At 30.7% G+C, this 25,942-nt stretch carries 23 protein-coding genes; 5 read left to right on the top strand and 18 right to left on the bottom strand.

Going from position 1 to position 25,942, the window contains the following annotated elements:
* Positions 1 to 13: 13 nt before the first annotated feature.
* From PW5551_RS08685 to argJ, 4 genes are all read right to left on the bottom strand, one after another.
* On the bottom strand, positions 14 to 1,243 hold the full coding sequence (locus PW5551_RS08685) for an argininosuccinate synthase (RefSeq protein WP_113075387.1): 1,230 nt from the start codon (positions 1,241 to 1,243) through the stop codon (positions 14 to 16).
* Positions 1,244 to 1,395: 152 nt separating this feature from the next.
* A complete protein-coding gene (locus tag PW5551_RS08680) occupies positions 1,396 to 2,580 on the bottom strand; it encodes an acetylornithine transaminase (RefSeq protein ID WP_113075386.1) in 1,185 nt (394 codons plus the stop codon).
* On the bottom strand, positions 2,567 to 3,466 hold the full coding sequence (argB, locus tag PW5551_RS08675; RefSeq protein ID WP_113075385.1) for an acetylglutamate kinase: 900 nt from the start codon (positions 3,464 to 3,466) through the stop codon (positions 2,567 to 2,569). The genes PW5551_RS08680 and argB overlap by 14 nt, the downstream gene beginning before the upstream one ends.
* Entirely contained in the window at positions 3,463 to 4,662 is a 1,200-nt protein-coding gene (gene argJ, locus PW5551_RS08670; protein WP_370445941.1) for a bifunctional ornithine acetyltransferase/N-acetylglutamate synthase, read from the bottom strand. The genes argB and argJ overlap by 4 nt, the downstream gene beginning before the upstream one ends.
* A gap of 425 nt (positions 4,663 to 5,087) precedes the next feature.
* On the opposite strand from argJ, the gene PW5551_RS08665 reads away from it, so the two are divergent.
* Entirely contained in the window at positions 5,088 to 7,742 is a 2,655-nt protein-coding gene (locus PW5551_RS08665; RefSeq protein WP_113075383.1) for a CBS domain-containing protein, read from the top strand.
* A 46-nt stretch (positions 7,743 to 7,788) separates the two neighbouring features.
* Here the strand turns inward: PW5551_RS08665 and glnA are convergent, their stop codons facing one another.
* The 13 genes from glnA to flgB all read right to left on the bottom strand — a co-directional run bounded on the left by glnA (position 7,789) and on the right by flgB (position 18,811).
* Positions 7,789 to 9,114: a type I glutamate--ammonia ligase gene (gene glnA / locus PW5551_RS08660; protein ID WP_113075382.1), complete on the bottom strand. Its 1,326-nt coding sequence runs from the start codon at positions 9,112 to 9,114 to the stop codon at positions 7,789 to 7,791.
* Between the two features lie 41 nt (positions 9,115 to 9,155).
* Positions 9,156 to 9,722, bottom strand: a complete 567-nt coding sequence (locus tag PW5551_RS08655; RefSeq protein WP_113075381.1) for an MBL fold metallo-hydrolase — start codon at positions 9,720 to 9,722, stop codon at positions 9,156 to 9,158.
* An 18-nt stretch (positions 9,723 to 9,740) separates the two neighbouring features.
* Entirely contained in the window at positions 9,741 to 11,495 is a 1,755-nt protein-coding gene (locus PW5551_RS08650) for a M3 family oligoendopeptidase (protein WP_113075380.1), read from the bottom strand.
* Between the two features lie 28 nt (positions 11,496 to 11,523).
* Positions 11,524 to 12,414, bottom strand: coding sequence for a riboflavin biosynthesis protein RibF (gene ribF, locus PW5551_RS08645; protein ID WP_113075379.1), 891 nt, complete (start codon positions 12,412 to 12,414; stop codon positions 11,524 to 11,526).
* A gap of 13 nt (positions 12,415 to 12,427) precedes the next feature.
* Positions 12,428 to 13,339, bottom strand: coding sequence for a tRNA pseudouridine(55) synthase TruB (truB, locus tag PW5551_RS08640; protein WP_113075378.1), 912 nt, complete (start codon positions 13,337 to 13,339; stop codon positions 12,428 to 12,430).
* Complete coding sequence (gene rbfA, locus PW5551_RS08635) at positions 13,336 to 13,689, bottom strand: 30S ribosome-binding factor RbfA (protein ID WP_113075377.1); 354 nt, start codon at positions 13,687 to 13,689, stop codon at positions 13,336 to 13,338. Before rbfA ends, truB begins: the two co-directional genes overlap by 4 nt.
* Positions 13,661 to 14,575 (bottom strand): HDOD domain-containing protein, encoded by a 915-nt coding sequence (locus PW5551_RS08630; RefSeq protein WP_113075376.1) that lies wholly within the window; start codon positions 14,573 to 14,575, stop codon positions 13,661 to 13,663. Before PW5551_RS08630 ends, rbfA begins: the two co-directional genes overlap by 29 nt.
* 43 nt (positions 14,576 to 14,618) lie before the next feature.
* Positions 14,619 to 15,968, bottom strand: coding sequence for a magnesium transporter (gene mgtE / locus PW5551_RS08625; protein WP_113075375.1), 1,350 nt, complete (start codon positions 15,966 to 15,968; stop codon positions 14,619 to 14,621).
* Between the two features lie 97 nt (positions 15,969 to 16,065).
* A complete protein-coding gene (locus PW5551_RS08620) occupies positions 16,066 to 17,307 on the bottom strand; it encodes an MFS transporter (RefSeq protein ID WP_113075374.1) in 1,242 nt (413 codons plus the stop codon).
* A gap of 14 nt (positions 17,308 to 17,321) precedes the next feature.
* Positions 17,322 to 17,531 carry a hypothetical protein gene (locus PW5551_RS08615; RefSeq protein WP_113075373.1) on the bottom strand — a complete coding sequence of 70 codons (210 nt, stop codon included), beginning with the start codon at positions 17,529 to 17,531 and terminating at the stop codon, positions 17,322 to 17,324.
* Positions 17,532 to 17,668: 137 nt separating this feature from the next.
* Complete coding sequence (gene fliE, locus PW5551_RS08610) at positions 17,669 to 17,968, bottom strand: flagellar hook-basal body complex protein FliE (RefSeq protein WP_113075372.1); 300 nt, start codon at positions 17,966 to 17,968, stop codon at positions 17,669 to 17,671.
* Positions 17,969 to 17,990: 22 nt separating this feature from the next.
* On the bottom strand, positions 17,991 to 18,413 hold the full coding sequence (flgC, locus tag PW5551_RS08605; RefSeq protein ID WP_113075371.1) for a flagellar basal body rod protein FlgC: 423 nt from the start codon (positions 18,411 to 18,413) through the stop codon (positions 17,991 to 17,993).
* Entirely contained in the window at positions 18,410 to 18,811 is a 402-nt protein-coding gene (gene flgB / locus PW5551_RS08600) for a flagellar basal body rod protein FlgB (protein WP_113075370.1), read from the bottom strand. Before flgB ends, flgC begins: the two co-directional genes overlap by 4 nt.
* Before the next feature lie 91 nt (positions 18,812 to 18,902).
* Between flgB and PW5551_RS08595 the strand changes: the two genes are divergently transcribed.
* Entirely contained in the window at positions 18,903 to 19,928 is a 1,026-nt protein-coding gene (locus PW5551_RS08595; RefSeq protein WP_113075369.1) for a polysaccharide pyruvyl transferase family protein, read from the top strand.
* On the opposite strand, the gene PW5551_RS08590 is transcribed toward PW5551_RS08595, so the two are convergent.
* Positions 19,909 to 20,865 (bottom strand): YncE family protein, encoded by a 957-nt coding sequence (locus tag PW5551_RS08590; protein ID WP_113075368.1) that lies wholly within the window; start codon positions 20,863 to 20,865, stop codon positions 19,909 to 19,911. The two genes, PW5551_RS08595 and PW5551_RS08590, sit on opposite strands and share 20 nt — an antisense overlap.
* Before the next feature lie 332 nt (positions 20,866 to 21,197).
* On the opposite strand from PW5551_RS08590, the gene PW5551_RS08585 reads away from it, so the two are divergent.
* The 3 genes from PW5551_RS08585 to PW5551_RS08575 all read left to right on the top strand — a co-directional run bounded on the left by PW5551_RS08585 (position 21,198) and on the right by PW5551_RS08575 (position 25,938).
* Entirely contained in the window at positions 21,198 to 23,135 is a 1,938-nt protein-coding gene (locus PW5551_RS08585) for a hypothetical protein (RefSeq protein ID WP_113075367.1), read from the top strand.
* A gap of 15 nt (positions 23,136 to 23,150) precedes the next feature.
* The gene (locus tag PW5551_RS08580) at positions 23,151 to 24,251 is read left to right on the top strand and encodes a BMP family protein (RefSeq protein ID WP_113075366.1); all 1,101 of its coding nucleotides are present in this window, start codon (positions 23,151 to 23,153) and stop codon (positions 24,249 to 24,251) included.
* A gap of 109 nt (positions 24,252 to 24,360) precedes the next feature.
* A complete protein-coding gene (locus PW5551_RS08575) occupies positions 24,361 to 25,938 on the top strand; it encodes an ABC transporter ATP-binding protein (RefSeq protein ID WP_113075365.1) in 1,578 nt (525 codons plus the stop codon).
* Positions 25,939 to 25,942: the final 4 nt, after the last annotated feature.

The following is a 25,942-nucleotide window of genomic DNA, read 5'->3' as shown; positions in this document are numbered from 1 at the left end:
TATATATTTTTGATTACTTGGTTTTCATAAACTTATTCTGAAGCTTTTCTTTTTGATAAGCTCTCATCTTTAAAGGCAAGCCGAATAGGTTTATAAAACCTTCCGCATCTTTTTGGTCATATATTTTATCTTCACCAAAAGTTGCTAACTCTTCGTTGTATAGGGAGTAGGGAGAATTCAATCCAGCTGTATAAATATTCCCTTTATACAGTTTAAGTCTAACAGTACCAGTAACTACTTTTTGAGTTTCATTTACAAAAGCGTCTAGAGATTCTTTTAATTGTGAAAACCACAGCCCGTCATAAACCAAGTCCGCATATTTTTGAGAAACTAGATCTTTGAATCTTGATGTGTCTTTATCAAGAACTAAACTCTCAAGTTCTTTATGTGCATAGTATAACAGCGTTCCTCCAGGTGTTTCATAAACTCCCCTTGATTTCATACCTACTAATCTATTTTCAACGATATCTGCGATTCCAACTCCATGTTTGGCTGCCAAAAAATTTACCTTTTCTAAAAGTTTAATAGGAGAAAGCTCTTCACCGTTGATTTTTTTTGGAATTCCTTCTTCAAATTCTATCGTTATGTATTCTGCAGTGTCTGGTGCATTTTCTGGAGGAGTTATAACATCGTAAAGATAAGATTTTGGTTCATTCCATGGGTCTTCTAAATCTCCACCTTCGTGACTTATATGCCATATGTTTTTATCAACACTGTATATCTTTTCTTTTGTTATTGAAAGTTGTATGCCTTTTTTCATTGCATATTCTATTTCTTCTTCTCTAGATTTAATATCCCATATTCGCCATGGGGCAATTATTTCTATTGTTGGATCCAATGCCTTTATAGATACTTCAAATCTTACTTGGTCGTTGCCCTTTCCTGTACATCCATGGGCAATAGCTTTAGCATCTTCCTTATGAGCTATTTCAACCAGTTTTTTTGCCATTAATGGTCTTGCAAAAGATGTACCTAATAAATATTTACCTTCATAAACTGCCCCTGCTTTTAAAGTGGGATAAATATAATCAGTTATAAACTCTTCTGTTACGTCTTCAACATATACTTTACTAGCTCCACTTAAAATAGCTTTTTCTTCTATTGAGTTAGTTTCATCTCCCTGTCCAACATCGATACATACTGCGATAATTTCACATTGATACTTTTCTTTCAACCATGGTATTATTACAGATGTGTCTAGCCCTCCTGAATATGCCAATACAACTTTGTCCCCTTTTTTCATAATGAATTCACCTCTTCTAATAATTTATTTTATTATTTTCACTGAAAGATTTTTTCTGTGTGTTGCGATAAAAATCGGTTTGCCCTCCCAAAGTTCCTAGTACACTATCAGGCGTTTCCTTTTCTATTATTTTTAGGCATTTTAACCCTCCCTCAAGAATTCATTTCCAAAAAAACATCTTTAAGTATCTCTATTCCATCTTTTATTTCCTTTTTAGAAATAATTAATGGTGGAACGAATCTTAGGATGTTATGATTTATTACGTTGATTAAAAGTCCTTTTTCCATAGATTTTTTAACTATTTTACTTCCATCATTTGTATCTAATTCAACCCCCAACATTAACCCTTTCCCTTTTACCTTCTTTATAATAGAAAATTTTGATTTTAATTTTTCCAACTCTCCTTTGAAGTATTCTCCCTTTTCTTTCACCTCATCTAGAAAACTTTTTTGAGAAATTATATTCATTACAATTTTGCCAGCTGCACAAGCCAATGGATTTCCTCCAAAAGTTGAAGCATGGTTACCAGGAACGAAAATATCTGCCTTTTCATTCACAACCAAAGCACCAATAGGAACACCCCCACCTAAAGCCTTAGCTAATGTCATCACATCTGGTACTACCCCTGAATGTTCATAAGCGAAAAGTTTTCCTGTTCTTCCAATTCCTGTTTGAACTTCATCAAAAATTAAAAGTAAATCATTTTTTTCACATAAATTTTTGACTTCTTTAAGATAATTACTATCAGCTTCATTCACGCCACCTTCACCTTGAATAACCTCTAACATAATGGCACAAGTATTCTCATCTACGGCTGATTGTAACGAATTTAAATCGTTGTAATCTACATATACAAACCCATCTAAGAGTGGTTCAAATCCATTATGATACTTAATCTGTCCCGTTGCCGTTAAAGCTCCGTATGTTCTTCCGTGAAAAGAATTTTTAGCGGTAATAATCTTGTATCTTTTCCCTTTGTATTTTGTATTTCCATATTTTCTTGCTAATTTTATTGCTCCTTCATTTGCTTCCGCTCCGCTATTGCAAAAAAACACACTTTTTCCAAAAGAGTTTTCACATATCAACTTTGCTAACTCTATTTGATTTTCTGTCCAATAAAGATTAGAACAGTGTATCAACTTATCAGCTTGCTCTTTAATTGCATTCACTACCGCTTGATGAGAATGCCCTAAAGCGTTAACCGCTATCCCCCCAACAAAATCAAGATACTCTTTACCATCTTTATCCCAGACTTTTACGCCTTCTCCTTTGACAAGAGTTATAGGGAATCTTGAATATGTGTTCATAACATACTTTTTATCTTCAGAGATTGTCATCATCAAAACACTCCTTTGCTATCATTGTACCCACACCTTTATCAGTGTATATTTCTAAAAGTAAAGAGTGGGATATTCTACCGTCTATAATGTGAACCCTTTTTACTCCACTTTCTACTGCTTCAATACAACATTGCAACTTTGGAACCATTCCTTCACTAACATATTTTGCATCTAACAATTCTTTTGCTTGACTTAAATTTACCCTTGAAATGACACTATCCTTGTTTCCTTTGTCTTTTAAAATACCTTCTACATCGGTTAAAAGTATAAATTTTTCAGCATTTAATGCAGCCGCTATTTTACTGGCAGCAAGATCCGCGTTTACATTGTAAGTGTTTCCATCTATGCCAATTGCACAAGGGGCTATTACAGGGATATATCCTTTATTGATTAGTATATTTAGAATATCTTTATTTACATTAACAACCTCACCTACAAAGCCTAGATCCCCGTTGGAAAGTTCCTTTTTTGCTTCAAGCAAATTTGAATCTTTCCCACTTAATCCTACTGCTTTACCTCCCATTTTGTTTATCAATGAGGTTATATCTTTATTCACTTTACCAACAAGCACCATTTCAACAATTTCCATAGTTTTTCCATCAGTTACTCTCAATCCGTTTACAAAATTTGTTTCAACATTTAAATCTTTTAAAAATTTAGTTATTTCAGGGCCACCACCATGAACTACAACTGGGTTTAATCCAACATATTTCATAAGAACTATATCTTGAGCAACCATCTTTTTTATTAGTGAATCTTTCATAGCGTTACCCCCAAATTTAATCACGGCAACTTTACCTGAAAACTTTTTGATATACGGTAGAGCTTCAACTAAAACCTCTGCTTTTTTAATTTCATCCAAAAATTTTTCTTCTTTAATCATGTTCTGTATCCTCCATTTATTTTTACGTATTCATAACTTAAATCACAACCCCATGAATCCGCTTTTTCATCTCCATCTTTTAGATCAACAATAATTCTTATTGTCTTTTCTTTGAGAATTAATTTTGCCTTCTCTTCGCTGAATTCCTTGAAGGATCCATTGCAACATGTTTGAATCTTACCTGATGCACTTTGGAACCATACATCAACTTTTTTAGGATCAAAGTTTGCTCCAGAATACCCTGCTGCTACCAAAATCCTTCCCCAATTAGCATCTTCCCCGAATATAGCTGTTTTAACTAAGTTAGATTTTGCAATTGTTTTTGATATCAATTTTGCATCTTTTTCAGTTTTAGCATTTATTACTCTGATTTCCACAAGCTTCGTTGCTCCTTCTCCATCTTTTGCTATCATTTGAGCTAAATATAAAGTTACTTCATCCAAGGCAGATTGGAAAAATTCAAAACCTACAGTATCTTCTATAATTTCTTTGTTATTGGCTTCTTTATTCGCTAATATTAAAACGGTGTCGTTGGTACTTGTATCCCCATCAACTGAAATCATATTGAAAGTTTTATCAACTGAACTTTTTAAGGCTTTACTTAGAGCTGTCTTAGAGATATTTGCATCAGTCATAATAAAAGAAAGCATCGTTGCCATGTTTGGATGAATCATCCCTGAACCTTTTGCGACTCCTGTTAAAGTAATCTTTTTCCCATCAATATATAGATCTTTACTATAAATCTTTGGGAAAGTGTCTGTAGTCATGATAGACTGAGCTAAATTCAATAAATCATTTTCGTCTTCATGATTAACTTTATTTTGCAAATCTTCGATACCTCTTAAAATGTTATTCAACGGTAAAGGTACACCGATTACGCCTGTAGAAGCTACAAATACGTCTTCTTTATTTAACCCTAAAACTGATGCTGTTTTTTTAGCCATATTCATTGCGTCAGAATAACCTTTTTCACCTGTACAAGCATTCGCATTTCCACTATTGACGATAACAGCTTGAATTTCGTTGTCTGTTATATGCTCCATACTTAATAGTACTGGGGCAGCCTTAACTTTATTTGTAGTAAATACTGCAGCTGCATTTGCTTTTTTCTCTGAATAAATCATTCCCAAATCTTTTTTCGACTTTTTTATTCCACAATGAATCCCTGAAACTTTAAACCCTAATGGCAAATCTATTTTTTCTTCAATTACATCAAATCTCTTCATCTTTTAACCTCCCAAAATTATATGAAAATTAGTTATCATAAAAAAAACGGCTACATCTAAAAAAAGATGTAGCCGCATGGATTGTTTTTTCATAGAGGGGTATTAATCCCCATTTTCATAAGCACCCAACTTACCGGTGCTTATGATCCACCGGCTACTTGAGCGCCTCCTATCATTATTTAATATTGTATTTGATATATTATTTGTGAAATATTTTTCATAAATATCCATTTTTTAAAATCCTTCCTCTGTTTAATTTTTTGGATTATACCATGAAAATTCTTCATTGTCAAATTTTTATATCATAGTTGATTTATCCTTCATAAGAGATGGATATGATATAATGAAATTAGTATTTTTAAATTTTACAAAGTTTAATTAAAGGGGAAATTATTTTGAATCCAAAAACCATTATAACTACTCATAAAAATGCTGATTTCGATGGGTTTGCGGCCTGTGTTGCTGCTTCTTTAATTTACGATGATTCAATAATCGTTTTGGAAGCTGAACCACAACAAAATTTGAAAGAATTTTTGAATATCTATGATATTCATTATATTCAAGATAATAATTTCAAAAAAGAATTTGAAGACGTGATAAACAACAAAATAATTGAAAAAATAGTTGTAGTTGATACAGCTGATATTAATAGAATCCCTCCCATAATTAGACAATTAATTGAGAAAGGAATCGATGTTGATATATACGATCATCACCCCGAATTAAAAGAACAAAATATCAAAGGTAAAAACTTCTCTAAAGAAACGGGAAGTGCAACTACTATACTACTTGAAAAGCTATTACAAAATAAAATAGTACTTCCTGATACCTATGAAACTCTTTTTTTAATAGCAATTCATGAAGATACAGGTAATTTCGTTTATCCGACAACAACTTCTCTTGACCATGAGATTGCTGCACAACTTATAAAAGGTGGTGCACGCATCGAAGAAATAGAAGAGTTCGTTTCACTTGAAATGACTAAAGAACAAAAAGATCTTTTTAATAAATTATATAATAATATTCAAGAACTAACTTTGGAAGAGATAAATGTATATATAGCATATGCAGAGATTGATAAGTTCATTGGAGGATTAAATGTAATAACTCATAAGCTATTTGAAGCCTTAACACCAGATGTTTTTTTTGTGGTTACTAGAATGGGGAAGAGCATATATATAGTAGCTAGATCAAGAATCGATGAAATAGATTTAAATAAGATACTATCTCACTTTGGAGGGGGAGGACATAGAAAAGCAGGATCCGCAAAAACGAAAAAGTATGATATTAACCAAGTCATAAGTAAAATAAAAAATGAACTAAAATCATCCTTTTTGCCTGTTTTGAGAGCAAAGCATATAATGTCTTCACCGGTTAGAACCATACTATCTGAGGAGACGGTTGAAAGAGCCAGTGAAATAATGTACCAGACTGGCCATTCTGGTTTACCAGTAATTCAGAATAACAAGTTAGTTGGTATTATTACAAAAAAAGATATTGAAAAAGCTATAAAGCATGGATTAAAAAATGCTCCTATTAAAGCCATTATGAGTACTAATCTAAAAGTTACTGATGTTGAAACTTCTTTAACTCAAGTGAGAAAAATTATGGCAGAAGCTGATGTTGGAAGAATACCAGTTTTAAAGGATGGAATACTTGTAGGTATAATTACTCGAACAGATCTCTTAAGAGCGACTAACGGGGTTCTAAATTTTACTTTAAACCCGATTTTAAGAGAAAAATATCAGTCACAAAATTTAAATTCGGAAATGGAAAAAGTTTTACCAACCTCTGTTTTAAATATTTTAAGATTAATAGGTGTTTATGGAAACGAAAAGGGCATAAGCGTCTATGTAGTGGGGGGATTTGTAAGAGACCTACTTTTAAAAATCGATAATAAATTAACTAATAACACACTCCCTTACGATATAGATGTAGTCGTAGAAGGGGATGGTTTAATATTTGGAAAATATGTAGCAAAACAACTGAGGGCAAAATATGTCGAACATCCAAAATTTCACACATGTTCTATATTTTACAGAAATGGAGAAAATAAAATTATTAGGATAGATCTAGCAACTGCAAGAACTGAGTATTATCAAGAAGCTGCAGAATTACCAAAGGTAGAACTTTCAACAATTAAAAAAGACCTTTACAGAAGAGATTTTTCTATAAATGCAATGGCAATAAAATTGAACTCAGAATCTTTTGGTGTGCTTCTTGATTTTTTTAATTGTAAAAAAGATCTTGAAAAAGGTATCATAAGAATTTTACATCCACTTTCATTTATTGAAGATCCAACACGAATCTTAAGAGCTATTAGATTTGAGCAAAGGTTTGGATTTGAGATTGATTCAAACACTTTAACAAAATTAGAGGACGCTGTAGAAAATGAATACTTAGAAAAAGTTACTGGAATGAGAATTAGGGAAGAATTTGAAAAAATACTTTGTGAAAAAGAACCTTTAAAAGCTATAAAAAGGATGGGAAATCTAAAAATTATTTCTCATCTTTTTGAAAAAACATATTATACACCTACTTTAGAAAAAGATTTAGAAAATCTTTTCGATATTTTGCATTTTTTCAATTACAATATGCGTTTTTACTTAAATAAAGTGAGGATTTTTCACGTAGTTTTGTTTGTTATTTTGCAATACACGAGTGAAGAATCTTTGAAGAATATTTCTGCAAGATATGGCCTTCCAAAAGAATTTATAAGGAAACTACAACAAGTAAAAAGAGCTAATGAATTAATATCCAATCATTTAAATAAATATGGAAAAATAGATGAGTTATCCTTTTTTTACAAAATTACTAATACACTAGATAATGAACAATTCATATTTTTAGCAGTTAAATTACCTCCACAAATAGTTGATATTTATTATACATATTTAAAAAAATTAACAGATTTGAAGCTTTCAATATCTGGAAAAGATCTATTAGAAAAAGGTTATAAAGGAATAGAAATTAGAGAAAAATTGGAAGAGATCAAAAAACTACTTTTAGACGGTAAAATAAAACCGGGTGAAGAAAAAAATTATATTTAAAAAAGAGACGCTTAAAACAAAAGCGCCTCTTTCTTTTGTACTTTTTTTAAAATTGTTGGATATATCTTTTGACTTCCCAATCTGTTACTGCGATTCTATATTCCTCAATCTCTTTTTCTTTCATTTCTATAAACTTAGAAAATATATGCTCTCCTAAAACTCCCCTAATTAGTTCATCTTTTTTAAGAATAGATAAAGACTCTTGAAGAGAACTTGGGAGATATCTAATATTTTTATCATCCTTTTCTTTTTTTCCCATTTCGTATATATTTCCGTCAACGGGTTGAGGAGGTTCAACTTTATTTTTTATCCCTTCTAAACCAGCAGCAAAAATACTTGCTAATAGTAAATAGGGATTTGCTGTTGGATCTGGAGACCTTAGTTCCAACCTTGTCCCATCTCCTCTGGTCATTGGTATTCTTACCAAAGCACTTCTATTTACAACAGACCAAGCAACATTTACAGGCGCTTCATAACCTGGTACTAATCTTTTATACGAGTTTATTGTAGGATTAGCTAAAGCTGTTATAGCATCAATATGTTGAAATAATCCTCCAATAAACCATTTCATTTCGTCACTAATTTCATAAGGCTTATTTTTATCATAAAAAATATTGATACCTTCTTTAAAAATACTTAAATGAGTATGCATACCTGAACCATTCATTCCAAAAAAAGGTTTTGGCATGAATGTTGCCCATAATCCATTGAGAAGAGCAATTGTTCTAACAACCAATTTGAATGTTTGTATATTATCGGCAGTTTTTAATGCATAATCATATCTAAAATCTATTTCATGTTGTGAATTAGCAACTTCATGGTGGGCAGCTTCTACCTTTATCCCCATTCCTTGCAAGGTTTCTACCATGCTCTTTCTAACTCGCTCACCCAAATCGATAGGAAGTAAATCAAAATATCCTCCTTTATCTAGTGGAATTAGCAAAGGATCACGACTTTTTTCGTCTCTTGGAAGAATAAAAAATTCTGGTTCGGGTCCAGCATATGGGGAGTAACCAAATTCCTTCATTTCATTGATTACTTTTTTTAAAACATATCTTGGATCCCCAATGAAATGAGTTCCTTCTGGAGTATAAATATCACATATAAACCGTCCTACTTTTTCTCTTTCAACTGTCCAAGGTAGTACGGTAAATGTTTCTATATCTGGTTTTAACAACATATCGGATTCATTTATTCTTACTAAGCCCTCGATAGAAGAACCGTCAAACATTGTTCCATAATTTAAAGATGACTCTAACTGAGTTGACGGTATTTCCACATTTTTCAACGTTCCGTTAATGTCTGTAATTTGTAATCTAATGTACTTTATTCCTTGCTTTTTAACCTCTTCCAATAATTCATCTTTTGTCATAATACTCCCTCCCGGAATTATTAAACCGTATATTCCAAAAATTATTTCAGATATGAATTGAATTCCATCACATCGCTTATTTTCCCTAAAGCCATATGCCCTGGTGCAATTATGGTATCTTTAGGTAGTGTTAGTAGATAATCTTTTAATATCTTTAGGGACTTTTTCATATCTTGAAAAGATCCTCCTTCTAGGTCTACTCTCCCAATTGAATCATAAAATAATGTGTCTCCAGTAAATAAATAATTTTCTAAATGAATAACGCAAGAACCAGGCGTATGTCCGGGTGTGTGAATCACTTCAAAAGTTTCTGTAATATCTTCCCAACCATTGTTCCATGAAAACGGTTTTTTTACATAATAAGAAAAATTTTTTATAGGATCTTTTAAAATCTCAACATCTAAAGGATGCACATACAATTGTTTTACATTTAATTCAGATAATCCAAGAATATGGTCATAATGAGCATGAGTTAGTAAAACTACAACTTCTTTATCTTTTGGAATATACTCTCCTATACCTTCACCTGGATCTATAATAGTATCTTCATTAATAATGTAAGTGTTAGTCATCAATTCACCACTAGTTTCAACTCTCTGAACTTTCAAAACAATTCCTCCATAACCTTATGATAATTTATTTATAAATTCTCTTTCTATATAATTAAAACCATTTTCCCAGAATTTTCTTTCTTTTATGTTTATACCTATTTTTTCTAATAACTTTTGAGGCGAATCAGAACTTCCGCTTTTTAATAACTCTTTGTATTTTGGAACAAATACTTTTCCCTCTTGTTTATATTTTTCGAAAATTGCAAGTACTAAAAGATTGGCAAAATTATAAGCGTATACATAAAAAGGTGTACTAAAAATATGAGGAATAGTAGCCCATTCATAACAGTATTCATCAGGAATTTTAACAGAATCTCCAAACATTATTTTCAGTTCTTCTCGATATACGTTTGCTAACTCTTTCCAATTTGCACTACCATTTTCACCAATTAATTGGTGAGAAGTTATTTCAAATCTTCCAATCATATTTTGTCTGAACATAGTTGCAAACATTTCTTCAACTTTTGAAGCGATAAATGCAACTTTTTCTTCTTTTGAAAGGGTTGGAAGTAGCTTATCAATAACAAGCATTTCACCAAATACAGAAGCAACTTCAGCCATTGTTAGAGGCGTATGATAATTCCAAATGTTTTGCTGAGAAGATAAAGTCCCATGAACACCATGACCCAATTCATGAGCTAAAGTACCTACATCAGAAAGATTTCCTGTATAATTTAATAATATAAAAGGTTTTCTGTTGGGAATAGCATAAGAAGCAAAAGCTCCACCTCTCTTGCCTTTCCTTATATCAGAATCTATCCTATTTTCTTTGAAAAATGATTCTACTATCTCTCCTACTTCCTCATCAAATTCATAATATGATTCAAGCACAATAGCTTTCGCCTCATCAAAAGAATACTTTTTTTGAATCTTTTCAAGTGGAGCATAAATGTCGGCAAGTGTTTGCTCTATGCCTAATTTTTTCCCTTTCCATTTGTAATATTTATGAACCATATAGGTTCTTTCAGTAGTTACATCAATTACCGTTTTTACTATATCGTCCTCGACCTCATTTGCCAAATTTCTCATAGATATAGGCTCGCGAAAGTTACGTAGCGACGCTTCTGTGTCATAATTTTTCACAATGGAGTTATAGGTTTTTTCGAAAACTATTTTATCTTGGTCATACCTTGAAAAAAAAGTTTTCATGGCTTCTCTTCTTAATCTAGCTTCTGGTCTTCTTCTTAAAGATCTTATTTGAGGATCAGTTAATTTTTGAGTAATGCCATCTATTTCTAACTCAAATTCATAAGAACTAACCAATCTCTCATACAGATCTTCGAATCCGCCTCTAGAAGAATTATACATTGCTGCTAATACTTTTTCAGCGTCTTCACTTAATACATGTTGCTTTGATTTTATAAGTTTTTCTATAACGTGAGTGTAATCCTTTAGAATTTCTGATGCTAAAAATTCCTCTAATTTTTTCTCACCCTGTTTTAGTAATACGGGTTTCCAAAAAGAACTCTCCACATCTAATTTTGAATTATAATCCATACTCATCTGAAAAAGTTTTTGGGCGGTTTCATTTTGTGTGTTAGAGGCATAAAATAAATTACAATATTGAGAAGCGAAATAATTCTTTTTAAAAATTTCTTCAAGCTCCAAAAAGAAATTTTTCATTTCTTCAGGTGTTAAAGAAGGATCTGAAAGTTTATGGTAATAATTTTTTTTGAGATCTTTTGTAAGTTTCAAGCTTTCTTCAAAATCTCTTTTTATTTTCTTATCTTCTGGCGAAGAATAAAAGAAAGTTAAATCCCAGTTAGGCAAAGTAATTCCCCCTTTTTATTAATAACAATTACAAATAATGTTTTTGTATGATTTTTCTTGCGTAATCTTCGTCTTTTTCCATTGCTCTAATCAATTGTTTTTCGTTTTCAAATTTTACCTCTTCCCTAATAAACTCTAAAACTTCTATAATAATATAATTTCCGTATAGGTCACCAAAAAAATCTAAGAAATACACTTCCACTTTTGGTTCCTTTTTCTCTTCTATAAAAGTTGGCCTCAATCCCACGTTCATCAAACCCCACAAGGTTCCTGACTGACCTTTAATTTGCCCTTTGACCAAATATACTCCATATTTTGGTAATAAAATTTCTTCTCTTTCTGATATATCGATATTTGCTGTTGGAAATCCTAATTTAAAACCTAAATGTCTGTCCTCATAAACCTTACCTTCTAAAGTCCATGGTCTTCCAAGCATTTCATTTGCATTAGGAATATTCCCCAATTTTATCTCTCTTTTTATTGCTGACGAACTTACTCTATTTCCATATTTTTTTAAATCATTCAATACTTTTACAACCAATCCTTTATTTCTCCCTACTGTTTTTAAATAATCTACATTTCCATATGCATCTTTTCCAAATGTAAAATCTTCTCCACAGACAAAACCTTTAACCCCCATTTTTATTAGATTATCTAAATACTCCTGATGAGGAACTCCCCATACTTCTTGAAGATCCTTTATTAAAACTTTAAAACCCATTTTTTCACAAATATCTTTTCTTCTCCAACTTGGTAATATTAAACCTTCGAAGCCTCCAATATACTTTTCTGCAGGGTATTTAAACATTATAATCAATGGTGCTAATTTTAAATTTTGAGATAGTTCCAAAGCGTTTTTTAATATATATTGATGCCCTTTATGTACCCCATCAAATATCCCTATAGTTGCAACATACAATTTCTAACTCACCTCAAATTAAGATTTTATGTATTTTTACTATTCTTTCATTTCTTTCGGGAATTTTCTCAATAAGAGTGTTTAAAAAATCTGATTTTCTCTCAGATAGACCAATCCCCAGAAAATCCATACTTTCATCATAAATTTTAACATAATCCCCCTTATCGAAAGTAGAATATTCCATTATATTTTCTTTGAAAATTTGTTGACCTTGAAGTACCTTTTCTCCATTATTTACTTGAACATATGGGAGATCTAAAGCCTTATCCATATCTATAATTTTATCTTTTGAAACCTCATTTAATTCGACTGCATCTTTTAAGGAATATTTACCGCTTTTTAACCTAACAAGTTCTTTAGTTACTGCCCCACAACCTAACTTATAACCAATATCCATAATTAATGACCTTATGTATGTTCCAGAACTAACGTCCACTTGAAATGCAAACTCTGTTCCAATTTGAGAAAAATTTATTATATTGTATATCGTTACCTTTTTAGGTGGAAGATTGATTATTTTCCCCTCTCTTGCATATTCATATAGTTTTCTACCCTTGTATTTTTTTGCAGAATAAGCAGGAGGAACTTGTAAATACTCTCCTATAAAGGATAATAAAACGTTCCTTAAATTTTCTATATCTATTTTATCAACAGAATTTCTTTCTTTTATTTCTCCTTCTATATCAAAAGTTTCAGTTATTATGCCTAACTGACCTTTTACATAATAAGTTTTTCTTTCATTTTGAAAAAATTCCAATAATCTTGTGGCCTTGTTCACCCCAATTATAAGAACACCTGTAGCAAATGGATCTAAAGTTCCAGCATGTCCAACTTTTTTAATTCCTAATATGTTTCTAATCCTTTGAACAACATCATGAGAAGTTATTCCTTTTGGTTTATTAACTATGATAAAACCGCTTTTCATTCCTTAGCCTCATCTTGTTCAATTTTATCTATCAATTTATTGATCTTTATACTTGCTTGTATTCCTTTATCTTCATGAAATCTAATTTCAGGAACCTTAAAAATTTTAATATTTTTTGCTATTAAAGTTCTAAAAAATCCTTTTGCCTTATTCAGTATCTGTACAACATTTTCAGTATTATCCTCAAGAGTTGATACATAAACATCTAAGTAAGATTTATCCTTAGATAATTTAACTAAGTTTATATCTAAAAATTTATCTTTAATCCTGGGATCTTTTAATTGTGAAAAACCTTGAGAAATTATTTTTTTCATTTCAGATTCAAGCATCTCCCTTCTGTATTGGGCCATCTTGAATCACCTCCACTTCATTAATCAGTTGTCTCATGTTTGTAAACTCTGGCGATTGGTTAATAATATCCTTGAATTCTTGAAAATAGCTAAAATATTTTCTATAACTTAGTCCTAAATAATTCCATACCTTAAGATCAATTTCTGAAATATTAAAACATCCGGAATAGCCATAAAAATAGGTATTGACTGTAACATTAGCTACATTTACTATATATAGTATTTTCTTTGTTTCTTCTTTCTGTGAATCAAAGGGGTTATCATGAAAAGATGCTGATTCAATAACAATATCAGGCATATTCCACTTTTCAAATAAGATTCTACCAATATGTTCATGAGAATAACTAGATAATAGTTGTTCTGCGTCCCAAAAAGATACCTTCTCGTGTTTAGCAACTTTCACTATCATATCAAAAATTTCTGGCATTATATGAGCCATTACTATTTTCCCCAAATCATGCAAAACCCCACACATGAATACTTCTTCTTTATCTAAAAAATTTAAATAATTTGCAAGTAACTCTGCAGCAATTCCTGTTGAAATCAAATGTGTCCAAAAATTAGAACTGTTAAAATTTGGTACAGTATCCTTAAAGTATTTTTCAACCGTAAAAATACTTAAAGCAAGGTTTCTTATTGTTTTAAAACCTAACAGATTAATAGCTTGACTTAGTTTTGATATTCTTTTTGGTAATGCATAATAAGCCGAATTAGCTAACCTTAAAATTTTAGCAGATAATGATGGAGATTGTATAATCACATTTTGCAAATCTTTTATATCTGCTTGTGGATCTGAGGCTATAGAAATGATTCTTTGAACTATAAAATCAGGTGTGGGAAGTTCATTGATTTTATCCGTAATTTCATTAATATCTTTGTTATTCATCTTATCAAGTCCTTTCGAAAATGATCTCTATAATTTCCTAAGATCATAAAAGATCCTTAAGAAGTAATAAAGCAATTGAGAAATAGAAAAACATACTCAAAATGTCCATCAACGTAGCTATAAAAGGTCCAGATATTAGAGCAGGATCTAGCTTCATTTTTTTAGCTATAAATGGTAATATTGCTCCTAACAAATTTGAAACGATTACCACGACAACTATTGAAAGGGCTAAACTTAACATAATCAATGGTTCTCTCGTGTTTATAATCGCCCGTAAAAACATTATAATTCCCAAAATAATTCCCAAAATAATTCCAGAAATAATCTCTTTTTTCAAAACTTTTTTCAAATCGTTGTCATCTATATCCCCCAAAGCCATGGATCTAATAATTATTGCAGACATTTGACCACCCGTATTACCCCCGATCGCATTAATTGTTGGCATAAAGGCAGCTAATATGGTAATTTTTTGTAAAACATCCGAAAATCCTTCTATTACAAAAACAGCAACACTTTCAAAAAGCAATAATGCTCCCAACCAAATAACTCTACTTTTAACGAGTTCAAAAATAGATGTATGAAAATACGAGGTTTCTGTTACACCTACTGCTGCCATTTTTTGTATATCTTCAGTTGCAGATTCTTCTAAAACATCTACAATATCGTCTATAGTAATTATACCCACTAATCTTTTTTCACTGTCGACAACAGGAATTGCAAGCAAGTCATAATCCTGCATAATTCTAGCTACCTCTTCTTCGTTTTCATAAACTGTTACATACGTAGGGTCTTCATTCATTATATTTTTTACTTTCTCTTCTTCCTGAGCAAATATTAGGTCTTTGAGTTCTACAACACCTTTTAACTTCCTTGTATTATCTATCACAAATAAGGTATATATAGTTTCTTTTTTGCTTCCTTCCTTTTTTATATATAAAAGAGCTTCTTTTGTTGTCATATTTTCTTTTAAGTCCAAAAAATTTGGATTCATTATCCTACCAGAAGAATCTTCAGGATAATTAAGTAGAACAAGGGTGTTTTTTCTTTCTTCGTCAGACAAGTGAGATAGTAATTTTTTAACAACGTTTGCGGGCAATTCTTCCAATAAATCAGCCCTATCATCCGGTTCCATATTTTCAATAATTTCTTTCAATTTGTCTTCTTTAAAAAGAGATATTAATTCCATCTGATCATCTTTTTCAAGTTGTGAAAAAACTTCTGCAGCGGTATCTTTGGGTAAAAATCTAAAAACAACTATTTTCTCATCGTGTGGTAACTCTTCAATCATTCCAACAATATCAGCGGGTTCTTCGTCTTTTAATAGTTCTTTTAATACTTTGAACTCTTTTTCATTTATCAACCTTTTGATATCGACTTTTACCTCAATTTTCATTTTGTATCCTCCTTTCTATTACGGCGGTTGATTAGCATATTCTATTGAACTGCTACTGGCACTATCCATAATTTTTCCTCCTTTTTTTTCTAAAAATTTATGCAAACTCTTTATCAGGTTCTTTGACAAAAAAGAAGAGAATCCCTCCTACAATGAAAAGGAATAACAAACTTACTACCCCCCATCTTGAACTTTTACCTATTTGTGTAAAAAGTCCTACTAAGAAAGGGCCCAAAATAGCTGAGAATTTACCAAAGATGTTGTAGAAACCAAAATATTCGGCGGATTTCTCCTTTGGTATCATCCTTCCATATAATGATCTACTTAATGCTTGAATACCTCCTTGTGACGATGCTACAAGCATAGCTAGAATCCAAAATTGCACAATAGTTTCTAAGAAAAAAGCAAAAATGGTTATAAAAATATACACGAAAATAGCAAAATAGATTAAACTTTTTGTAGAAAACTTTTTTGATAATTTCCCATAAAGTAAAGCAAAAGGAAAAGCAACTATTTGAATTACTAGAAAAACTATCAGCAAATCGTTAGAGTTCAAACCAACATCCATACCATATGAAGTAGACATTCTGATAATTGTATCTACTCCGTCTATATAGAAAAAATAAGCAAGCAAAAACAATAAAACATTTTTGTCTGTTTTCATATCTTTTAAAAAATTCCCAATTCTCGCAAAAGAATCTTTAATAGGGGTTTTCGACTTTTCTACATAATAAACTTGTTGAACATTCTTTAGAATAGGTATCGAGAAAATCAACCACCAAGCGGCTGTAATTAAGAAGGCTAATTTAGTTGCGGCTATAGTTGAGTTTAAATTAACTAAAGACGGGTTTAAAATAAAAACAAGACCGATTAAAAAAGGTATCGTACTTCCAATGTAACCCCAGCCAAAACCACTTGAAGAAACCCAATTCATACGTTCTTTAGTCGTTACATCAGTTAGAAAAGAGTCATAGAAAACATTAGCTCCGGAAAATCCTATACTTGATAAGATGTAAAGCACTAAACAAAAAAACCACTGTCCTTCTTGGATTAAAGATAAAGAAGACGTGAAAAGGACACCGATAAGTATAAAAGTTAACAAAAATCTCTTTTTATAATTCCTATAATCAGCTAATGTTCCTAATATGGGGGCCATTATCGCAACAGCTAAAGTGGCTATAGTAGATGCATATCCCCAATAAGCGGTTGATAAATAATCAGGCATACCCGCAGCAGCAAAATCCTTAAAAAAAATCGGCAATAATGCGGTAGTTATCGCAACAGAATAAGCAGAATTTGCCCAATCATACAAAATCCAACTTCTCTCCTGTTTTGTCAATTAAACCTACCCCCTTACTTTTCTTCTTTTTCATTATCAAAAAAAAGATCCATAGGATTTTTATAAATATCCTGCAAGCCAGATAATATTTCACCCAAACTAGAAAAATATTCATCTACTTCTTTTTCATCATATAAACTTTTCAAATGTTTTTCTAATTTTTCTATATCTACCTCCGAATTTTCATCAATGTACTTTTGGGCGCTTTTAATTATTTCCTCCATAAATAACACCTCCTCTCAATATTTTTTCGATAAATTATAACAAAGATTTCTAACATTTTTATAAAATTAAACAAATTCCCTCTATTAAAGAGGGAATTTTTTCAATATTTCTATTCTATTTGTGATTTTAGCTCTCTTTAAATCTGCATCCTCATAATTTCTTTATAAGCTTCAACTATTCGATTTGTTACTTCAGTAGTTAATTTTAAAGATAAAGAAGCTTTTTCAGCTGCTATCATAACTTGATGAATATCAGTAATTTTACCGGCCGCGTAATCTGCAGCAACTTTATCAGCATTTTTCTGCAAAGAATTTACCTCTTCAATAGCATCTTTTAGTAACTGTGAAAAATCCAAATTTTTGTCCTTATTTTTCGTTGTTTCTGGAAACAGGTTATTATTATTTAAACCATTTATTCCATTGATACCATCTGTCATCACTTTAAACCTCCTTAACCCATTATCTTCCGATACCAAGCGCAGAATTGTACATGCTCTTTGCTGAATTAACTACAGCTGCATTCATTTCATAAGCTCTTTGAGCAGATATCATATCAATCATTTCTCTTAAAACATTTACATTTGGATATTCAACATAACCTTCTTCATTTGCATCAGGATGGTTTGGATCATAAACCAACCTAAAAGGTGAAGGATCATCAACTATCGAAAAAATCTTTACTCCTGAAAATTCTTCCCTTCCTTTTGTCGTTTTGTTTAAAGCTTCCTCAAATACTATAGCTTTTCTTCTATAAGGGCCTCCTTCTTCTGTTCTAGTGGTATCTGAATTTGCCAAATTTTGAGATATAACGTTTAATCTAAATCTTTCTGCAGTCATCCCACTGGCTGCTATATCAAGAACTTTAAAAAGACCATCCATCATTTTCCACCTCTGATTGCAGTTTCATATCGTTGAATTGCATAAGTTGTTAATCTTGATAAAGTATTGTATTTTAAAGTATTTTGAGTCATATTTATTAACTCTACTTCTGGGTCAACATTGTTGCCATCATCTCTTAAGCCCCTTGAATTATCAATTTGAATATTTGGTTGAATTTTTTCAAAAGATAAGGTATTATTTATATGTTGTTGCTTGTTTACTTTTAGTTCTAAATTTTTACCTTTGTTCAAAGCTTTTTGTAATTCATCTTCAAATTCAACATATTTTCTTTTGTATCCCGGAGTTTCATAATTTGCAATATTTTGAGAGATGGTTGTTTGTCTTAAAGAAAGAGCATCCATAGTTTTAGGAATGATTCCAAAGTTTATGTTATCAAACATCTAAGTTTCCCACCTTTTTTTGTTATCTAATATATTATTCTTTTTCGGTTTTAGATTTTCCTAAATTTATTACTAAATCGGAGGACAAATAATGAAAAAAATTTTTTTAATCGGATTTTACGGTTATGGTAATTATGGAGATGATTTGTTATTAAAGAGTATTATGATTATATTAAACGAAATAAATTTTGATGGAATATTATATTTGCCTCTAGAAAACGATTTACATTTTGATGAAAAATTTTCTTTTCAAATAATAAAAATATCAAGAATGAATTTTTACGAACTCAGAAGAAGCATAAAGGATTCTGATATTATTATTTTTGGTGGAGGAAACTTGTTTCAATCTGAAACTTCTTATCGAAGTTTTATGTATTATCACTACATTGCTTCTTTAGGAATTAAATTCAGTAAAATTATACTCCTCTTATCTCAAGGATTTGGTTCTTTTAGTGAAACCAGAAGTATACGTAAATTAAAAAAAATTCTTGCCTACCCAAAATTATACGCTAATCTAAGGGATAAAACTTCCTTTAATTTTGCAAAAAAAATCAACAACAACATTTCTTTAGGTGTTGATATAGGTCCATATCTATTTATAAATTTCCCATTTAAAAAAACAAACAAAATTTCCGTTTGTCTAAAAGAAGAACATGATTTAGACATCCTAACTGATTTCATTTCTGCTTTCGAGGATTTTTCTATTTCAACATTAGTTATAAATTCTAGTCAAGATGCCTTGAGAAACTACGAGCTTGTTGAAAATATTAGGAAAAAAACTAAGCTAAAAGCAGATTTCCCTTTTAAAGAATCACAAAAAATCACAGAGGAAATATCTCAATCCAAAATAATTATATCAGATCGCTTACATAGTGCATTAATTGGAATTTTTTTTGGAGGTCATACTATTACATTTAACAATGTGAAAAACAAAAGAGTCCTTAAAAACATAAGAGAAGATTACAATTTTTTTTACAAAAATACTTCGGAAATACCTTTTGCCTACTATGATGCTATCTCTTCAAACTATAATTTTAGAGATATGAGTGTTATTTATAGGGAGAAATTAAATGAAACCATTTTGAATATTAAAAAGCTTATTCAAAGCGTCTTATAATTTGAAGAGATGAGGAATCGGTACATAGAACTAAGACAATATTTTCATCAGGGGATTCAACTGCGATAGGATAATCATATGTATTAATTATTTGATAAACACTTTTGTTTTCTATTACGTATAATTTGTTTTCAATATGAGATATTGCGTATAAGTATTCTCCATCTGGTGAAACTGCGATATCACTAAAAGGGGTATCTGTTAAAATCTCATCAGTTCTTTCTTTTTCTAAATCGTAATAATAGATTCCTCCCATCAAAGAGTTACCAACAATGTTCCCCTTATATAATTCAATATTTGTAGTATATCTTCCAAACTGAGCTATTTGTGACTGATTCCTAAATTCATTTTTATAAAGCTTCCCATTATAATAAGACACCATGTAAGTTATGCCATTATGACCTACTATATCTATTGGATATTCAATCTTATTGTAATTAACAATATAAGTATTATTTTTAGGTATTAAAAAAAGTAAATCTGTTATGAAGATATTGTTGCTAACATTACTAAATAAAGGTATGAAAACCTGATCACCAATATTCCTTATTAATGGACTATTTACAGGTAAATCTATTGTTCTTTTTATAACCAGATTTCTGTCGATTAGAAAAAACTTATTAGGTTCTTCACCAACCACATAAAGTTCGTCATTGATTAATTTTATATTAACAGGTCTCGAATCAAGAACAAGTTTCTGGACAATTCTATTATTTTTGATTTTCAAAATCTCTTTTTTATAATTATCAATTACAAAGAAAAATTCTCCATCATAGGCTCCACCCATTGGTATTGTAACCTCGTTAAATTCGTGCTTTTCCAAAGTAAAAATATCTATAAAGTGCACTGTACCTTCATAATCTGATATTATCGCATAGTTTTTGTCTATGTCTATATGAAAAGCCCTGTCTCCAATATATATATTATTTATTTCCAAAAAAAGTGGACTAGGAAAAACTCTAAAAACAAATACAGAAAAAAGTATTATGGTTAACGAAATCGATTTCTTGAAATTTATATTAATATTTTATCCCCCTATTAAAATTTTTTTCTTATTATATCATAAATTAAAGATAAACACCAATATAATCATTTTTATTGATAATGAAAGATATATTCAAATATTTGTTTCTAAAAGCTTCTAATCTTTTCTTATTGCCTATATTCATTTAAAATGAATCTTGATCATCTCAAATAAAGATGATATAATACTTATAGATTTAAGAAAGTATTATACATTCAAATCTCATAAAGCATAGGAGGCAAGAAATGAAGAAAACTGTCCTTCTCTTTTTTATCTTTATATTTTTTTCTATTAGTTATAGTATAGATCTTGAAAATGTAAAACAAACTTATCTGAATTTTGTAAATGTATATAATGAAGGTTATACTTCTGAAGCAGGAAACCTAGACCCCTTTTTTGAAGAATTAAATAACCTCGGTTTATACAGATTTTACAGAACTCAGATGATTGGAAGCGCAGAATATGTAGATAGGCCAACTAATGTGCAAACATATTTTTCTCAAATATTTGACAATATTGAGAATCAGTTTGAAACAATTGAAGAGAAGCTTGCTTTTGCCGGTTTTTTGGCTTATGTACAATCAGATTTATCAGGAGACGCTTTGACACGTGAAAAAATCAGATCTCTTCCAGCCTACTTTCGAACGGTACAAGATTATAAAAAAGAATTAGAAAACAACGCTTTGACTTATTTTGGAAATGTGATTATATATTCCTTAGGAATTGAAGATGAGGCCCCATTTACAAATATAAAAAGATTTGAAACTACAGGTAAAATTTTAGACAGACGATTCTATATCTATGAAGGCGAACCAAACGAAGAATTTGATTTGATAATAGAGGAAAACCTTAAAAATTTAGAAAGAGGTATTGAAGAGCTTGCTGTTTCTGGAGTTACTGGAAGACAACTACAAATAGCTATTGATCAACTTTCGTACAGATATGTTGATTCATTAATAAAAGAAACAGATGATCAAATAAACCAAGTAATTCAAATTTTCATTAATGAAGGTAAACAAGGCAATAATATGTCTTATATTAGATTTATTGTATATGGTCTATTAATTTTATTATCTTTTTATTTTATCAAAAAATATATATGGATCATAACAATAGGAATTTTTGGTTTCGAACTCTTTTATTTATTCACGTTTTTTGATCCTATCAAGGATACTATTAGCGGTTTCTTTTACGGAAGTTATATTGTAACTTTTGTTTTTTTGTTTTTAGCGGTACTTTTCTTCAAAAGTTTTGGGAAAAAAATCTCTTATATTGAAAAAATAATTAACTTTTCTATATTTGTATTGATTATATTATTATTGTTTATTCCCTCATACTTTTCTTATGATCTTTTAATGAAAGAAAATCCTGATTTTCATCTTTCTCAATTTCAATACCAATTACTTAATGACACAGTAGTCTATCCGCATTCGTTTTTGAATCGAAATATTTCATCCTTAATTTCCTATTTAGGAAGGGAATACTCTTCCGCAAATACCTTTTACAGATCAACTTTTGGAGGTTTTCTTAGAAATCTAATTAATACTGAAGTATTATCTCAAGTTCAGGGATCTAATGTTCAAACAAACAGAAACGGATTGAAAATAAATAATATTGATAATTATAGAGGTTATCCCGAACAATTTTCAAAAAATATAGAAAATTTCATCAAAACTTCTGAAATGAATCAAAGAAATATAAAAAATGAACTTGATTCGATGGAAACTAATATTGAAAATGTGATTAAATTTTCAGACAGTGTGTTCGAAACAAAGTTTATTAGCGAATCTAATAAACTTTTATTAAATACAGATTTAACAGAGCCATTACTCTCTGAAATAAATACTTTTTACGATGTAGATAAAGAGAATACGATAAAATTAAGATCTTATAATACACTTTATGGAAATAAGATTTTGATTTTATTTTTTCTTAGTATAACAATATTTATTATTTACGAGCAAAAAATTGCCAAATATTTAGCAACTGCCCTTATGTACTTCTCAGGTATACTTAGTTTAGTAAAAGTTACTCCTTTAGAAGTAATAAGCGAATATGGTTACCCAACAATTTTCACATCAGATTACAAAATAAACATGCTATTTGGTATAATTCTTTTCCTCGTAACAAGTTTGCTTGTTATCAGACAGTTTTTCTTTTTAAACAAAAAATCCAATCAATAAAGGAGGTAGAAACACATGAAAAAGTTGTTGGTTTTAGGTTTAATTTGTTTAATGTTTGTAAGTAGCTTCGCATTAAAAGTTGTTATGGTCACTGATGTAGGTGGTTTAGGAGATAAATCCTTTAACGACGGAACCTGGGCAGGAGCTCAAATGGCTGTAGAACAGCTTCCTGGAGTAGAAGCCGAGCTAATAATATCTAAAGAACAAACAGATTATATTCCAAATTTAACAACAGCTGCTCAACAAGGAGACGTTGTTATAGGTGTAGGGTTTATGATGGCTGATGCCTTGTTTAATATTGCTGCTCAATATCCAGATACATTCTTTATAGGAATTGACATTGAACCGTCGCCAGGACAAACTGTTCCTAGTAATTTGGCACTTTATACCTTCAAAGAACACGAAGCTGGATTCCTTGGTGGTTATGTTGCTGCAGCTATGACTAAAACTGGCAAGATTGGGTTTGTTGGCGGTATCGAAATCCCACCAGTAAAAAGGTATGAAATCGGCTATAGAGCAGGAGTAGAAGCATACAACCAAATCCACGGAACTAATATTGAAGTTATAGTTGGTTATGCTGCTAGTTTTGAAGATCCTGCTAAAGGTAAACAATTAACTCTTTCTCAGTACGATGCTGGTGCTGACATTGTATTCGCTGCTGCAGGAGCAACCGGTAATGGCGTTATAGACGCTGCAAAAGAAAAAGGATCCTCTTTTTATGGTCTAGGTCCTAATGCTTCATTGAGATACATCATCGATAGATACTATGAAGAAGGACGAGGTTATTTCGCAATCGGTGTTGATGTTGATCAAGATTATATGGCTCCTGGATATGTCTTATTAAGTATCACAAAGAAAATCGATGTTGCAACTTTCGAAGGTATCGAATCAGCCCTTTCCGCAAGATATTTCCAATCTGGACATAATAACCTAGGCATTGCTGATGATGGTGTAGGTATTTCTGCTATGAAATACACTAAAGGATTAGTTCCAAATGAAGTTATAGCTGAATTAGCATTTTTACAAAAATTAGCTGTTGAAGGAAGTATTAAAATTCCTCAAAGTGAAACAGAATTAGGAGGATTTGATGCTAGCAACATTGTTTTCCCATTCTAACAATCATTTAATATGATAAATTAGGCGGGAGAAATTCCCGCCTATTTTGTAGAATATTTTAGAATATTTCAAAAGTATTTTTTGAATTAATTTTGAAAGGAGGAATGAAATGCCTCAAAATTTAAATGTACAAGAAAATTTAAATGAATATGCTGTATATATGAAAGAAATTACTAAAATATTTCCAAAAGTCGTTGCAAATGACAAAGTTAATTTTAAGGTAAAAAATGGAGAAATCCACGCATTGATTGGAGAAAACGGCGCCGGTAAAACCACCTTAATGAATCAATTGTATGGTTTATATCAACCTACTAGCGGAGAAATTTATATAAAAGGCAAGAAAGTTGATTTTAAAGGGCCATCTGATGCTATATCGGTAGGTATAGGAATGGTTCACCAACATTTTATGTTAGTAGAAAATTTAACCGTAGCTGAGAATGTCGTTTTAGGTGCTGAACCAAGAAAAGGAATCACATTCAACTTTAAAAAAGCAAAACATGAAGTCAAAGAATTATCAGATAAATATGGACTAAAAGTCGATGTAGAAGCCAAAATTGAAGATATTCCCGTTGGAATGCAACAAAGGGTTGAAATCATTAAGACGTTATATAGAGGTGCAGATATTCTTATTTTGGACGAACCAACTGCTGTTTTGACGCCTCAGGAAACAGAAGAACTTTTTGATATTCTTAGAAGTTTGAAAAAAGATGGTAAAACAATTATTTTTATAAGTCATAAATTAAAAGAAGTTTTAGAAATTAGTGACAATATTACCGTTATGAGGCTTGGCAAAGTAACAGGAAATGTCAAAACTTCGTCCACAAATGAAAAAGAATTAGCAAATATGATGGTTGGAAGAGAGGTAGTTCTGAGTATTGATAGACCGAAATTAGAAACTGGAAAAACTTTAATTAGGGTAGAGAATTTTTGGGTAAAAGATAATAGAAAACTTGATGCAGTAAAAGGTATTTCATTTGAAATCAAAGAAAAAGAGATACTTGGAATAGCTGGGGTAGCGGGTAATGGGCAAACTGAGTTGGCTGAAGCCTTAGCGGGATTAAGAAAAATAGAAAAAGGTAATTATTTCTTTGATAATAAAGATGTTTCCAATTTTACTGTTAAAGAATTAAGAGATATAGGTATAGGCCATATCCCTGAAGATAGACAAAAACGCGGAATGGTTCGCGAGTTTCCAAACTATTATAATCTAATTTTAAGTTTACATGATAAATCAAACTTTTCTAATAGAGGCTTTTTAAAAATTGAAGAAATAAGGGGATATTCAAAAGATTTAATAAAGAAATTTGATGTAAGACCACCCGAAATAGATATTTCAACTGGAAATTTATCAGGCGGAAATCAACAAAAAGTTATTATAGCTAGAGAAATAGGATCATCTCCAAAATTTATGATTGTTTCTCAACCCACCAGAGGGTTAGATGTGGGAGCAATAGAATACGTTCATAAAGAATTGATTCGCTTAAGAGAACAAGGTGTTGCTATATTACTTATTTCTATGGAATTAGAAGAGGTTCTCTCTTTATCTGATAGAATTATGGTAATGTATGAGGGGAAGTCTATGGGTATTTTTAAGAATGGCGAATTTACAATCGAAGAAATTGGTTTGATGATGGCCGGAAAAACCTTAGAAGAAATAAAATTACTAGAAGAGGCACATGAAATATAAAAGA

It is taken from the genome of Petrotoga sp. 9PW.55.5.1 (genome assembly GCF_003265365.1).
GTDB lineage: Bacteria > Thermotogota > Thermotogae > Petrotogales > Petrotogaceae > Petrotoga.
The sequence above is the reverse complement of the archived record's forward strand: the minus strand, read 5'-3'. Positions and strand labels throughout refer to the sequence as shown.

Excerpts from the sequence above, each read along its gene's own strand:
- PW5551_RS08685 (WP_113075387.1), bottom strand. The coding sequence starts at position 1,243 with ATGAAAAAAGGGGACAAAGTTGTATTGGCATATTCAGGAGGGCTAGAC.
- PW5551_RS08680 (WP_113075386.1), bottom strand. The coding sequence starts at position 2,580 with ATGACAATCTCTGAAGATAAAAAGTATGTTATGAACACATATTCAAGA.
- argB (WP_113075385.1), bottom strand. The coding sequence starts at position 3,466 with ATGATTAAAGAAGAAAAATTTTTGGATGAAATTAAAAAAGCAGAGGTT.
- glnA (WP_113075382.1), bottom strand. The coding sequence starts at position 9,114 with ATGACAAAAGATGAATTATTGGAAGAGGTTAAAAAGCAAGGAATAAAG.
- truB (WP_113075378.1), bottom strand. The coding sequence starts at position 13,339 with ATGAAAAGCGGTTTTATCATAGTTAATAAACCAAAAGGAATAACTTCT.
- rbfA (WP_113075377.1), bottom strand. The coding sequence starts at position 13,689 with ATGGCCCAATACAGAAGGGAGATGCTTGAATCTGAAATGAAAAAAATA.
- PW5551_RS08630 (WP_113075376.1), bottom strand. The coding sequence starts at position 14,575 with ATGAATAACAAAGATATTAATGAAATTACGGATAAAATCAATGAACTT.
- mgtE (WP_113075375.1), bottom strand. The coding sequence starts at position 15,968 with ATGAAAATTGAGGTAAAAGTCGATATCAAAAGGTTGATAAATGAAAAA.
- PW5551_RS08615 (WP_113075373.1), bottom strand. The coding sequence starts at position 17,531 with ATGGAGGAAATAATTAAAAGCGCCCAAAAGTACATTGATGAAAATTCG.
- fliE (WP_113075372.1), bottom strand. The coding sequence starts at position 17,968 with ATGACAGATGGTATCAATGGAATAAATGGTTTAAATAATAATAACCTG.
- flgC (WP_113075371.1), bottom strand. The coding sequence starts at position 18,413 with ATGATGGATGGTCTTTTTAAAGTTCTTGATATAGCAGCCAGTGGGATG.
- flgB (WP_113075370.1), bottom strand. The coding sequence starts at position 18,811 with ATGTTTGATAACATAAACTTTGGAATCATTCCTAAAACTATGGATGCT.
- PW5551_RS08595 (WP_113075369.1), top strand. The coding sequence starts at position 18,903 with ATGAAAAAAATTTTTTTAATCGGATTTTACGGTTATGGTAATTATGGA.
- PW5551_RS08585 (WP_113075367.1), top strand. The coding sequence starts at position 21,198 with ATGAAGAAAACTGTCCTTCTCTTTTTTATCTTTATATTTTTTTCTATT.
- PW5551_RS08580 (WP_113075366.1), top strand. The coding sequence starts at position 23,151 with ATGAAAAAGTTGTTGGTTTTAGGTTTAATTTGTTTAATGTTTGTAAGT.
- PW5551_RS08575 (WP_113075365.1), top strand. The coding sequence starts at position 24,361 with ATGCCTCAAAATTTAAATGTACAAGAAAATTTAAATGAATATGCTGTA.